The organism is Xanthobacter versatilis, from assembly GCF_043193975.1.
Classification (GTDB): domain Bacteria; phylum Pseudomonadota; class Alphaproteobacteria; order Rhizobiales; family Xanthobacteraceae; genus Xanthobacter; species Xanthobacter autotrophicus_E.
This window is the reverse complement of the sequence record NZ_JBAFVB010000006.1, coordinates 173606-186047: the sequence shown is the minus strand read 5'-3', so window position 1 is coordinate 186047 and position 12442 is coordinate 173606. Positions and strand designations below refer to the sequence as shown.

11 protein-coding genes are annotated in these 12442 nt (G+C 67.3%); 4 read left to right on the top strand and 7 right to left on the bottom strand.

Annotated features, from left to right (window positions below; all coding sequences use genetic code 11):
* Positions 1-30 precede the first annotated feature (30 nt).
* A complete protein-coding gene (locus V5F66_RS13815) occupies positions 31-741 on the top strand; it encodes an alpha/beta hydrolase (RefSeq protein WP_012115814.1) in 711 nt (236 codons plus the stop codon).
* A 243-nt stretch (positions 742-984) separates the two neighbouring features.
* Entirely contained in the window at positions 985-1542 is a 558-nt protein-coding gene (locus tag V5F66_RS13810; protein WP_210236628.1) for an HNH endonuclease, read from the top strand.
* A 21-nt stretch (positions 1543-1563) separates the two neighbouring features.
* Here V5F66_RS13810 and V5F66_RS13805 read toward each other — a convergent pair whose 3' ends face one another.
* Complete coding sequence (locus V5F66_RS13805) at positions 1564-2052, bottom strand: disulfide bond formation protein B (protein ID WP_394094049.1); 489 nt, start codon at positions 2050-2052, stop codon at positions 1564-1566.
* 277 nt (positions 2053-2329) lie between these two features.
* Between V5F66_RS13805 and irrA the strand changes: the two genes are divergently transcribed.
* Entirely contained in the window at positions 2330-2872 is a 543-nt protein-coding gene (irrA, locus tag V5F66_RS13800) for an iron response transcriptional regulator IrrA (RefSeq protein WP_041575957.1), read from the top strand.
* A gap of 256 nt (positions 2873-3128) precedes the next feature.
* On the opposite strand, the gene V5F66_RS13795 is transcribed toward irrA, so the two are convergent.
* From V5F66_RS13795 to V5F66_RS13785, 3 genes are all read right to left on the bottom strand, one after another.
* Positions 3129-4379 (bottom strand): lytic murein transglycosylase, encoded by a 1251-nt coding sequence (locus V5F66_RS13795; RefSeq protein WP_012115818.1) that lies wholly within the window; start codon positions 4377-4379, stop codon positions 3129-3131.
* A gap of 19 nt (positions 4380-4398) precedes the next feature.
* Positions 4399-5316, bottom strand: coding sequence for a glutamate racemase (gene murI / locus V5F66_RS13790; protein WP_394094048.1), 918 nt, complete (start codon positions 5314-5316; stop codon positions 4399-4401).
* A 295-nt stretch (positions 5317-5611) separates the two neighbouring features.
* A complete protein-coding gene (locus V5F66_RS13785; protein WP_012115820.1) occupies positions 5612-6010 on the bottom strand; it encodes a hypothetical protein in 399 nt (132 codons plus the stop codon).
* 151 nt (positions 6011-6161) lie between these two features.
* On the opposite strand from V5F66_RS13785, the gene purB reads away from it, so the two are divergent.
* The gene (gene purB / locus V5F66_RS13780) at positions 6162-7469 is read left to right on the top strand and encodes an adenylosuccinate lyase (protein WP_394094047.1); all 1308 of its coding nucleotides are present in this window, start codon (positions 6162-6164) and stop codon (positions 7467-7469) included.
* A gap of 360 nt (positions 7470-7829) precedes the next feature.
* On the opposite strand, the gene V5F66_RS13775 is transcribed toward purB, so the two are convergent.
* From V5F66_RS13775 to acnA, 3 genes are all read right to left on the bottom strand, one after another.
* The gene (locus V5F66_RS13775; RefSeq protein WP_012115822.1) at positions 7830-8201 is read right to left on the bottom strand and encodes a DUF2794 domain-containing protein; all 372 of its coding nucleotides are present in this window, start codon (positions 8199-8201) and stop codon (positions 7830-7832) included.
* A 578-nt stretch (positions 8202-8779) separates the two neighbouring features.
* On the bottom strand, positions 8780-9514 hold the full coding sequence (locus tag V5F66_RS13770) for a DUF1223 domain-containing protein (RefSeq protein ID WP_012115823.1): 735 nt from the start codon (positions 9512-9514) through the stop codon (positions 8780-8782).
* 226 nt (positions 9515-9740) lie between these two features.
* Positions 9741-12437 carry an aconitate hydratase AcnA gene (acnA, locus tag V5F66_RS13765; protein ID WP_012115824.1) on the bottom strand — a complete coding sequence of 899 codons (2697 nt, stop codon included), beginning with the start codon at positions 12435-12437 and terminating at the stop codon, positions 9741-9743.
* Between the last annotated feature and the right edge of the window lie 5 nt (positions 12438-12442).

The following is a 12442-nucleotide window of genomic DNA, read 5'->3' as shown; positions in this document are numbered from 1 at the left end:
CTCATTTGAAGCCCACCCATTGGTAATGCCATGACTTTTCCCAGCGGCTCTTTTCCCCTTGATGGCGTGTCCCTCGACGAGCCGGTGCTCGATGGCCCGCGCCTGCGCCCCCGCAACGGCGGCGCGCCGGATTGCCTCGTGGTGCTGCTGCACGGCTATGGTGCGGACGGCCGTGACCTCATCGACATCGGCAATGCCTGGGCGGACCTTCTGCCCGGCGCCATGTTCGTCTCGCCCCACGCGCCCGATCCCTGCGCGGGGGCGCCGGTGGGCCGCCAGTGGTTTCCGCTCACCTTCCGCGATCCCCATGAACTGACCCTCGGCGCCGAAGGCGCCGCGCCCCTGCTGCGGGATTTCCTCGCCGAGGAACTGGCCAAATACGATCTGCCGCCCTCCCGCCTCGCTCTGGTGGGCTTCAGCCAGGGGGCGATGATGGCGCTGAAGCTCGGCACCACGGCGCAGGAGGCCCCGGCGGCGGTGGTGGCCTATTCCGGCATGTGGGTGGATGCCGGGCGCGGGGATATCCAGCTGTCGGCACGTCCCCCGGTCCTGCTGGTGCACGGCAGCGAGGACGAGGTGATTCCCGCCCAGGCCCTGTTCGCCTCGGCGCAGGGGCTGTCGGCGGCCGGCGTGCCGGTGGAATGGCACCTGAGCCAGGGCCTCGGCCACGGCATCGACGACGAGGGGCTGTTCCACGGCGGGCGGTTCCTCGCCGAGTTCCTGGGCAAGGCGCGCCGCTGAGCATCAGCCCGCGCGCCATTTGAGCGTAACCCGCTTGGAATCAGCCCGCGCGGCATTTGAGCGTAACCCGCTTGGAAACGGTCGAAGACCGAGGCCGACAGTATGAGTCGTCAGGCTCTATCTAACAGCATCCGGGCGTGGTTTGGCCGCGGCTTCACAAGGATGACACGGAGCATATAGAGTATCGCCCGCGCATCGGGATCGTCAGCGACGATTCGGCTGCGCAGACGAGGAGTTCGGTCCTTGACCACTGCTTTGTCACCAGGTGCCTGGCCAGCGCTCGTGCTCAACGCGGACTATCGCCCGTTGAGCTACTACCCGCTGTCGGTCTGGAGCTGGCAGGACGCCATCAAGGCGGTGTTCCTCGATCGCGTGAATATCGTCGAATATTACGATAAGGCGGTGCGAAGTCCGGGCTTCGAGATCCGCCTGCCCAGCGTGGTCTCGCTCCGCACTTTCGTGAAGCCCACGCGGCAACCGGCCTTCACCCGCTTCAACGTCTTCCTGCGTGATCGCTTCTCCTGCCAATATTGCGGCTCGCGCGAGGACCTGACATTCGATCACCTGATCCCGCGCTCCCGGGGCGGGCAGACCACCTGGGAAAACGTCGTCGCCGCCTGCTCCCCCTGCAACCTGCGCAAGGGCAGCCATATGCCGGGCGACCTGGGAATGTGGCCGGCGCAGATGCCCTACCAGCCGTCCGTGCACGACCTGCACCAGAACGGCCGCCACTTCCCGCCCAACTACCTGCATGAAAGCTGGATGGACTATCTCTACTGGGATACCGAGCTGGATCCCTGAGAGCGGCGTGACATCCTTACGTCAGGCTTTGCGACGGGTTGTCGCGCCGCCAAAGGCCACCACGGCCAGTCCAGCCGCGATCAACGCATTCCATCCCGCCATGGAAATCCCGAACAGCCGCCATGCCGCCTCGTCGCAGCGCGGCACCCGCGCACCCTTCAGGGCGGACAGGATGTTGCCGGCCATGACCGGTGCTCCGGTACAGGCGGTAGGGCCGCTCCAGAACTTCCATTCCACGCCGGCGTGGAAGATGGCGAGGCCCATATTGCCCACCATGGCGACGCCGATGACGCCCAGCAGCACCCGCGCCAGCGTGGTGCGGCCGGAGCGCGCGGCGGCGAAGGCGAGCAGTCCCAACGGGATGGCGGCATAATAGGGCAGCCGCTGGTCAAGGCAGAGCGGGCAGGGGGCAAGGCCCACCACCAGCTGGAAATACCAGGCCGCTGCCAAAGCGAGGGCCGATCCGGTCACCAGCAGCAAGGCCGCCGTTTCGTCGAGACGCTGAACCAAGGTGAGCTTCCTGAAAGTGGGCCGGTGAGGCCGTCGTGGGAGCCCGATAGACCCGCCGCGCGCCCCTGTCCATGAGGCGGCCTGAAGATGACGCGCAAGTGAGCCGGACCCCTGCGGAGGTGCCCGGTCACCTTGGAATGCTTCTTACTCAGGGGCACCTGTATGGCGCTGCGGTGCAATATGGGGTATAAATTTGCTAGTCGTCTTCGGAGGCATTCGCATTGCGTTTCTCCTTCGCCGGCATATTTTGGTTTTAGCTACACAGATTGCAGCCGAAATGAACGAGATGATCCGCTCCCGCTCCCCCTTCGGTGCCCCCGTCGCGCAGACCGATGCGCAGGACGAGCCGGTTCTTCCCGTCGCCCAGCTTCGCGACATCAACACCACGCGCCGGACCGGGTGCCCGTTCCACGACGTGCGCGAGATGCTGAAGGACGTGGGCCTGCGCCCCACCCGCCAGCGCCTCGCCCTCGGCTGGTTGCTGTTCGCCAAGGGCGACCGGCACGTGACCGCTGAAATCCTGCACGAGGAAGCCATCAAGGCGCGCTTCCCGGTGTCGCTCGCCACCGTCTACAACACCCTGCACCAGTTCACCGAGGCGAGCCTGCTGCGGGAAGTGGCGGTGGACGGCTCCAAGACCTATTTCGACACCAACGCCTCCGACCACCACCATTTCTTCCTTGAGGGTCAGAACGACCTGGTGGACATCCCGGCCCGGGACGTGGCGGTGCAGCTTCTGCCCGAGCCCCCCGAGGGCTACGAGGTCGCCCGCGTGGACGTGGTGGTGCGCCTGCGCCGCAAGAGCCCCGCGCGCGGCTGAAGCGGTCGGGGCTGAGTCGGTCCGGACTGCGGCGCCCCCGGCGGGTTTGAAAGTGACAGATCGATGCGATGCCCCGGCTGGTCCGGGGCATTTTTGTTTCAGGCGCCGGCCCGGCATTCGGTCCGGCGCTGGTGCCGCACCGGCTGGCATCCGATTCGAGCGGAGGCGGCGGCGCCTGTCCTGTGCGCTTCCAGCAAGGCCCGCTCTCAGCTCGGTCCGCTTTCAGCGAGATCACTGTGGCGACCCCGCCCGGTCCCTACCGCCCCTGCCGCAGGGCGTTGAGCACGGCGATGGAGGCGTAGCCGTCCGCCGGGGTGATGCCCACCTTCTGCTGGAAGCCGCGCACCGCGCGCATGGTATCGGCGCCCACGCGGCCATCGGCGCCGCCGGTGTCGAAGCCGGCCGCCGTGAGGCGCTGCTGCACCTCCTGCAGCTCCGCCAGGGTCAGCGCCCGCTCGCCGCCGGGCCAGGAGGCCACGAACGGCCCCTCGCCCATGATTCGGTCGCCCAGGTGCACCACGGCGAGGGCGTAGTTGGACGAGGGATTGTAGGAGCGCACCGCATAGAAATTGTGGAGCAGCAGCAGCGCGGGACCGCCGGCGCCGCCGGGCAGCCACAGGCGCGCCGGCTCGTCGTAGCCCGAAAGCGACTGGCCCTCCACCGTCGTCACCCCCAGCTCGCCCCATTGGGCGAGGGGCCGGCGGGTCTTGTTGTCGGCCAGGTCGGTGTTGAATCCGGCCGGTAGCTTCGCCTCGAAGCCCCACGGCTCACCGCGGCGGTATTTGCCGCGCTGGACCAGATAGTTGGCGGTGCCGGCGAGGGCATCGTCCGGTTTGCCGAAGGGCGAGATGCGGCCGTCGCCGTCGAAGTCCACGCCCATGTTGAGCCAGACCTCGGGCATCCACTGGGTGTGGCCCATGGCCCCGGCCCACGACCCGCGCATCTCCTGCGGCGTGCCCCAGCCGCGCTCCACGATGACGAGGGCGTTGAGCAACTCCGCTTCCCAGTATTTGCGCCGCCGCGCATCGCCCCAGGCGAGCGCCGCGAGGGAGGGGAAGACGGGGGTCATGTGCTTGGGATTGTCGAGCACGTCGCCGAACGCGCTCTCCATGCCCCAATAGCCGAGCATCACCCGGCGATCGACGCCGAACGCCTTCTCGATGCGGTCGAACAGGCCGGCATACTGGCGGGCGCGCTGCTTGCCGGTGGCGATGCGCCAGTCGGAGACGCGGCGGTTGAGATACTGCCAGCTCTGCTCGGTGAACTCGGCCTGGTTGCGGTCCTGCGCATAGACGCCGGTGTCCGGCTTCAGGCCGTTGAACACGCGGTTGTAGGTGGCATCCGAGACGCCGCGTGCGCGGGCCCTGGCGCGGAAGGTCTCCACCCAGCGCGGGAACGGCTGCGCCGCCTGCTGGGCCAGCGCGGGGGCCGCCGTGAGCAATCCGGCCCCAGCCAGGGAGCCCGCAAGTCCGAGGGAAAAGGCGCGGCGGTTCAGGACGAGGGTCATTCGGTCTCCAGGCGGGACATCAGCTGGCGCCGTGCGGCGGGCCGGAGGGGTCGAGCACCTGCGGCGAGGCCACTGGACGGCCGACGATGGCACTGATGCGCGTCGCCTCCATCGGCCGCAGGGTCGAGACCAGCCGCACCGGCGGCGGATCCTCGTTCGCGGTCCCGGGCGCGGCGGTCCCGATGAGTTGGGTGACGCGGCGGGCGATGGCCGGGGCGGGATCGATGAAGGTCACCGGCCACGGCGCAAGGCGGGTCAGCCGGTCGAGAATGAGCGGGTAATGGGTGCAGGCGAGCACCACCGTATCGGTGCGCCGGCCGCCGGAATTGACGAAGCAGGGCGCGATCTCGACAACGATGTCGCAATCATCGACCGGATCACCCGCCATGGCGGCTTCGGCAAGACCCGCGAGCCGGTCGCTGGGCACCAGCGCGACATCGCAGCCGGAGGCGAATTCCCGCACCAGCGCGGCGGTATAATCTCGCCGCACCGTGCCAGGGGTGGCCAGCACGCTCACGCGCTTTGTACGGGAGGCAATGCAGGCGGGCTTGATGGCGGGAACGGTGCCGATGAAAGGCAGGGTGGGGTGAGCCGCCCGCAGCGACGGCAGGGCCAGGGTGGACGCGGTGTTGCAGGCGATGACCACGAGGTCGGGCCTCACCTCGCCGATCAACCGGTTCACCACGCGGTTGATGCGGTCGACCAGCGTGTCATCCGCGAGGGCGCCATAAGGGAAGGCGGCATCGTCGGCGGCATAGATGAAATGCGCGTCCGGGCGCACCCGGGCCACCTCGCGGAACACGGAGAGGCCCCCGAGCCCCGAATCGAACACCAATATGGTGGGCGCGCGATCCACCAGCTCCGAGGCCGGCACGCGGGGAAGCGGAGCAAGGGAGGTCACGTCGGGGCTCTCGGCGGCAGGTGAGACGATGGGCAAACGCTTATCCTCAACGGCGCAGGCGAGATTGTGACGCAGCGCCCGTAAAGGAAGGATGAGCGAGCCGCCAGAGCGGAAAACATCCGGCTTCGGTCTTTGGGAGCCGAAGGGGGCGATGGGCGTTGATGCCGGTCTTGCCCCGTCCCGGCCCTCTCCCGCGAACGGGAAAGGGAGCGAGCGGCGGGCGGTGGTGCCTCATTTCAAGTTTAGACACCATCCGCCGCCGGGCTGGGGCCGGTGAGGCCCCAGTCGATGCCTGTCGCGATCAGCCCGGTGCATCCGTCGGGAAGGCATCTCAGCTCCGCGAGACGGGCGTCAGCAGTCCCGCCAGGGCGCCGATGGCGGTGGATGCGAGGCCCACGAGGCCATCCGGAATAACGACGCGAAGGTCCGCCGCGGCACCGTGCTTATAAATCGTGTAGGCGGCGATCCCGGCGATTGAGCCGACCGCCAGGACGACGCTGACGCCCAGCGTCTTGACCACGATCTTGTAGACGCTGCCGTCGATGGTGACCCCAGTCCTGTCGGCTACGCGCTTTTCCTCCGCGTCGGACCGCAGCACGGCATCGGCCGCCAGGGTCTTGATCTGCTGCGGATTGTCTTTGAGTTGCTGCACGGCTTCCGGATCGGTGGCGAGCTTGTCCGTGAGCACGTTGGCGAGGACGTTGGCCGAGCGCAGCGGTGATTGTTCCATAATTATGCCCCCATAGGTTGTATAAAAAGATAATGCACTACTGCGTTCGCCCGGCAAGCCCCATGTTCACGCCCCATACCTGCGCCGCGCTACCCGGCGCCGCGCCTTTCTGCTAAAGCGCTCGCCTGCCCAATATGACGAGCACCCGCACATGATCCCGCGTTACAGCCGGCCCGAAATGGCCGCCATCTGGTCCCCTGAAGCCCGCTTCCGCATCTGGTTCGAGATCGAGGCCCATGCCGCCGACGCCATGGCGGACCTCGGCATCGTGCCGAAGGAAGCCGCGGCCAAGATCTGGGAGCTGGGCGGCAAGGCCGAGTTCGACGTGGCGCGCATCGACGCCATCGAGCGGGACGTGAAGCACGATGTCATCGCCTTCCTCACCCATCTCGCCGAGTTCGTTGGGCCGGAAGCCCGCTTCGTGCACCAGGGCATGACCTCATCCGACGTGCTGGACACCTGCCTCGCGGTGCAGCTGTCGCGCGCCTGCGACCTGCTGATCGCCGACGTGGACGCGCTGCTGAAGGTGCTGGAGCGCCGGGCGTTCGAGTTCAAGCTGACCCCCACCGTGGGCCGCTCCCACGGCATCCATGCCGAGCCCACCACCTTCGGCGTGAAGCTCGCTATCGCCGCCGCCGAGTTCCAGCGCGCCCGCGCCCGGCTGGTCGCCGCCCGCGCCGAGATCGCCACCTGCGCCATTTCCGGGGCGGTGGGCACGTTCGCCCATATCGACCCGGCGGTGGAAGCCCATGTGGCGCAAAAGCTCGGGCTCACCGTGGAGACCGTCTCCACCCAGGTGATCCCGCGCGACCGGCACGCCATGTTCTTCGCAGTGCTGGGCGTGGTGGCCTCCTCGGTGGAGCGGCTCGCCACCGAGGTGCGCCATCTCCAGCGCACCGAGGTGCTGGAGGCGGAGGAGTATTTCTCCCCCGAGCAGAAGGGCTCCTCGGCCATGCCCCACAAGCGCAACCCGGTGCTCACCGAGAACCTCACCGGCCTTGCCCGCATGGTGCGCGCCTATGCCCTGCCGGCCATGGAGAACGTGGCCCTGTGGCACGAGCGGGACATCTCCCACTCCTCCGTGGAACGCATGATCGGCCCCGACGCCACGGTGACGCTGGACTTCGCTTTGGCGCGCCTCACCGGCGTCATGGACAAGCTGGTGGTCCATACCGACAACATGCAGAAGAACATGGACAAGCTGGGCGGTCTCATCCACTCCCAGCGGGTGCTGCTGGCCCTGACCCAGAAGGGCGCGAGCCGCGAGGACAGCTATCGGCTGGTTCAGCGCAACGCCATGCGGGTGTGGCGCGGCGAGGGCGACTTCCGCACCTTCCTGCTGAACGACGCGGACGTGCGCAAATACCTCTCGGAAGACGACATCAACGAGAAGTTCGATCTCGGCTACCACTTCAAGAACGTGGACAACATCTTCAAGCGGGTGTTCGGCCGGGCGTGACCGGGGCCTGAACCGCCGTCATGGCCGGGCTTGTCCCGGCCATTCATGCCCTGCGACCGGGAGGCGCCGAGGACCCTCTCCCGCTTGCGGGGGAGGGCAGGGTTGGGGCAACGGTGTTTTCGTTCGGCCCCGCCGGTGCCTCTTGGCGCGGCGCTGCCCCCTCGCCAACACTCCCCCGCAAGCGGGAGAGGGGGTGGGACGGCGCTTCTCCACCCATTTCTCACCATCGTCGCGCTCCGGCTTGACCGGAGGGCCATCTCGCCGCTTCCCACGCCTCCGCCCCGTTTTCCCGGTCGAGCCATGGGCCCTCCGGTCAAGCCGGAGGGCGACGAGCACTATCGCCTTGAGGCGCCGCCCCCCTCAGATCGCCTTCAGCGGCTTTTCCAGCACCGCGAGCACGCGCGGCAGTTCGTGGCCGCGCTTCAGGATGTGGCCGGTCTGGGAGACCACGCAATACATGCCCTGGCGCCGGGCGAGGCGCGGGTCCTTCTCGATGCGGTAGAGGGGCATGTCCATGGCGCGGCGGAAGATGGCGAACACCGCCTTGTCGCGGGTGAAGTCGATGGCGTAGTCGCGCCATTCACCCTGCGCCACCATGCGCCCGTAAAGGTCGAGGATACGGTCGAGCTCCCGCCGGTCGAAGGTGATCTTCAATGGGGCGGGGGATGAGGCCGCGGGCTGGACCGAAGCGGCGCCGCGGCGCGACAGGATTATGGGTTCAACGTCTCCCATCGGGCCTCCTCTGCCGCGGCCTCATCCGGATGCCCGATCCATCAAGCGCGCTCCACGGGATGCGCCGATGGCGGGCGGAAGGGTTGAGGCCCTGATCCTTTGACCATGATCGCCTCCGGACGGGCGGCTTTCAAGGCCAATTGGTAGCCGGCTGTCTCAATTGCGAACACGGTATCTCGGTACCGATCACGGCAACGTCAATGAAATCACAGTCTCGCCGAAATTCGGTCAATCGCGCGCCGTGGGCCGGCGGGATCTTCAATCGCGTAGCAGGGCCGGTTCGCGAGGCGCTCCGGCTATCCCAGCCCCCCAGCCCCCCGGGGTGCGCGCGGACCGGCCACTGCTACGCACCGAAATCAGACCCCCAATAGGCCGCCTTCCGGGCGGCCTTCTTTTTTGCGCGTGTGCCTGGTTCGGGCGACCACAGCATAGCCTGTGCGGGATTGCGTGGACCTGAGGGCGAAAGCCGCCGCCGCGCGCGACACGTGGCACAGAGGCTGCACCGGTCATCCGCGCGCAGCCGAAGACCGTGTCTCAGGCCTGCCGCTCCGGCGTGTGGGCCAAAAGGGGGTCGGCGATCAGTTGCCCAGCGGCAGGAAGGCGGCGCCGATGATGGGGCCGGGCGTGGTCGGGCTGCCGGTCTGGACCAGCACCGCCACGGAATCGGAGCCATCCCGGCTCACGTCCTTGAGCGCCACGCGATAGCTCCGGGCATCGCCCTGCCAGATGGCGACACGGGTCCAGCCACGCACCACGTTGGAATAGGTCACGTTGCGCCCGCCGTTCTCGCCCCGGCCGATGGCCACCGTCTGGCTGCGCATGACCGGGCACAGCCACAGGTCGGCGCCATCAGCGGCGGCCTTGCTCTCGGGCAGGGAGATCTCCACCGCATCGCCGTCCCGCTTCACCGAAACCGGCACCGTGAGCCCGCCGCCGCTGCGGGCGGCGAACAGGGCGCGCTGGAGCGCGGCGCGATCGCTGCCCTTGGCGGAAAGCATGCCGTCCACCACCACCTGCGGGGTGAAGACCTTCCGGTCCGGACGCTGGTCGGCATAGGCCTTCTGGCGCAGGGAATGGCCGTGCAGCGCCAGCGTGTCCTTCCAGCCCACATAGTCCCAATAGTCCACCGCCAGCGTGAGGGCGAGCACCTGCGGGTCCTTGGCGATCTCGGTGAGGAGGGCGTCGGCGGGCGGGCAGGAGGCGCAGCCCTGGCTCGTGAACAGCTCCACCACGGTCTTCGGCTGGCTCTGTCCCAGGGCCGGGCTGGCGGCGAGGGCGAGTAGAAGCGCGAGGGTGGTGCGAGCGAAGGTCATGAGGCGCAATAGGAGCTTTCGGCAAGGAGAACGGCTTCGGGAATAACCGAGGCGGAGGACGGGCACCAGTCACAATGGGGTGTCACAGCGGGCCGGAGAAAACGTCCCGCAAGGGCAGCAAAAACGACGCGTACGCAGGGCCGGCAATCTTCACCCCGCATGAAAAAGGCCGGCCCGGAGGTGTCCGGGCCGGCCCTTGTTTGTCACCGGCGCGCGCCGGCGCAGGTCAGGCCGCGAGCGAGCGCAGCACGTAGGGCAGGATGCCGCCGTTGCGGAAGTAGTCGAGCTCGTCCAGCGTATCGATACGGCAGATGAGGTCGACGTTCTTCACCGAGCCGTCGGCGAACTTGATCTCGGCGGTCAGGATCTGGCGCGGCTTGAGGTCGCCCTCGATGCCCTTGAGGGTGACGATCTCGTCGCCCTTGATGCCGAGGGTCTGCCAGCTCTCGCCGTCCTTGAACACCAGCGGCACGATGCCCATGCCCACCAGGTTCGAGCGATGGATGCGCTCGAAGGACTGGGCCACCACGGCGCGCACGCCGAGCAGCTTGGTGCCCTTCGCCGCCCAGTCGCGGGACGAGCCGGTGCCGTATTCCTTGCCGGCGAACACCACCAGCGGAACGCCCTCGGAGCGATACAGCATGGCCGCGTCGTAGATCGGCAGCTGGGCGCCGTCCGGATAATGGATGGTCACGCCGCCTTCCACGCCCGGAACCATCTGGTTCTTGATGCGGATGTTGGCGAACGTGCCGCGCATCATCACTTCATGGTTGCCGCGGCGGGTGCCGTACTGGTTGAAGTCCACCGGGCGCACCTGATGCTCGATCAGGTACTGGCCCGCCGGGGACGCCTGCTTGATGGAGCCGGCCGGCGAGATGTGGTCGGTGGTGATGGAGTCGAGGAACAGGCCCATGATGCGGGCATTGATGATGTCGGTGACCGGAACCGGGTCCTTCGTCATGCCGACGAAGTAGGGCGGGTTCTGCACATAGGTGGACGTATCCTGCCAGGCATAGGTCTGGCCGGTGGGAATGGCGATCTTCTGCCAGTTTTCGTCGCCCTTGAAGACGTCGGAATACTTTTCCTTGAACATCTTCTTGGTGACGTTCTCGCGGATGTACTGGGCCACTTCCTTGTTGGTGGGCCAGATGTCCTTGAGATAGACGGGCTTGCCGTCCTTGTCGGTGCCGAGCGGCTCGGTGGTGAGGTCGATCTGCAACGAGCCGGCCAGCGCATAGGCCACCACCAGCGGCGGGGAGGCGAGGTAGTTCGCCTTCACGTCGGGGTTCACGCGGCCCTCGAAGTTGCGGTTGCCGGAGATGACGGCGCCGGCCACGAGGTCGTTCTTGTTGATGGCCTCGGAGATGGCTTCCGGCAGCGGGCCGGAATTGCCGATGCAGGTGGTGCAGCCGAAGCCGACCAGGTTGAAGCCGACCTCGTCCAGGTATTCCTGCAGGCCGGCGGCCTTCAGATAGCCTTCCACCACCTGGGATCCGGGCGCCAGCGAGGTCTTCACCCACGGCTTGGACTTCAGGCCCTTCTTCACCGCGGCCTTGGCGAGCAGGCCGGCGGCGATGAGCACCGAGGGGTTGGAAGTGTTGGTGCAGGAGGTGATGGCGGCGATCACCACGTCGCCATGGCCGACGCTGTAGTCGGTGCCGGCGACGGGCACGCGCTTGGCGGCCTCGCCGGGCTTCTTGAACTCACCTTCCAGGGCGGCGAGGAAGCCGGTCTTGCTCTCGGAGAGCAGCACGCGGTCCTGCGGGCGCTTGGGGCCGGCCATGGACGGCAGCACGGTGTCGAGGTCGAGTTCCAGCGTGTCGGTGAACACCGGGTCGGGGGTGTCCTTCTTGCGCCACATGCCCTGGGCCTTGGAGTATTTCTCCACCAGCTCGTAGCGGCTTTCCTTGCGGCCGGTCTCTTCCAGATAGTCGATGGTCTCGCGGTCCACCGGGAAGAAGCCGCAGGTGGCGCCGTATTCCGGGGCCATGTTGGCGATGGTGGCGCGGTCGGCCAGCGACAGGTGCTCCAGGCCCGAGCCGTAGAACTCCACGAACTTGCCCACCACGCCCTTCTTGCGCAGCATCTGGGTAACGGTGAGCACCAGGTCGGTGGCGGTGATGCCTTCCTTCAGCTTGCCGGACAGCTTGAAGCCGATCACCTCGGGGATGAGCATGGAGATGGGCTGGCCGAGCATGGCCGCCTCGGCCTCGATGCCGCCCACGCCCCAGCCCAGCACGCCCAGGCCATTGACCATGGTGGTGTGCGAATCGGTGCCCACCAGGGTGTCGGGATAGGCGACGGTGACCGTCTTGCCATCCAGCTCTTCCTTGCGGGTCCACACGGTCTGCGCCAGGTATTCAAGGTTCACCTGGTGGCAGATGCCGGTACCCGGGGGCACCACGCGGAAATTGTCGAACGCGCTCTGGCCCCACTTCAGGAAGCGGTAGCGCTCCTGGTTCTGCTTGTATTCCTCGTCCACATTCTTCTTCAGCGCGCTGTCGCTGCCGAAGAAGTTCACGATCACCGAGTGGTCGATGACGAGGTCCACCGGGACCAGCGGGTTGATCTTGGCCGGGTCGCCGCCGAGCGCCACCATGGCGTCGCGCATGGCGGCGAGGTCCACCACCGCCGGGACGCCGGTGAAGTCCTGCATCAGCACGCGGGCGGGGCGGTAGGCGATTTCCTTTTCCGCCTTGCCGCGATTGTTCAGCCAGTCGGCGACGGCGATCACGTCTTCCTTGGTGACGGACCGGCCGTCCTCGAAGCGCAGCATGTTCTCCAGAAGAACCTTCATGGAGAACGGCAGGGCGGATACGCCCGTGAGCCCGTTCTTCTCCGCCAGCTCAAGGCTGTAATAGACGTATTCCTTGTCGTCTACCGTCAAGGTTGTACGGGACTTGAAGCTGTCGAGAGAAGTCACGTGCG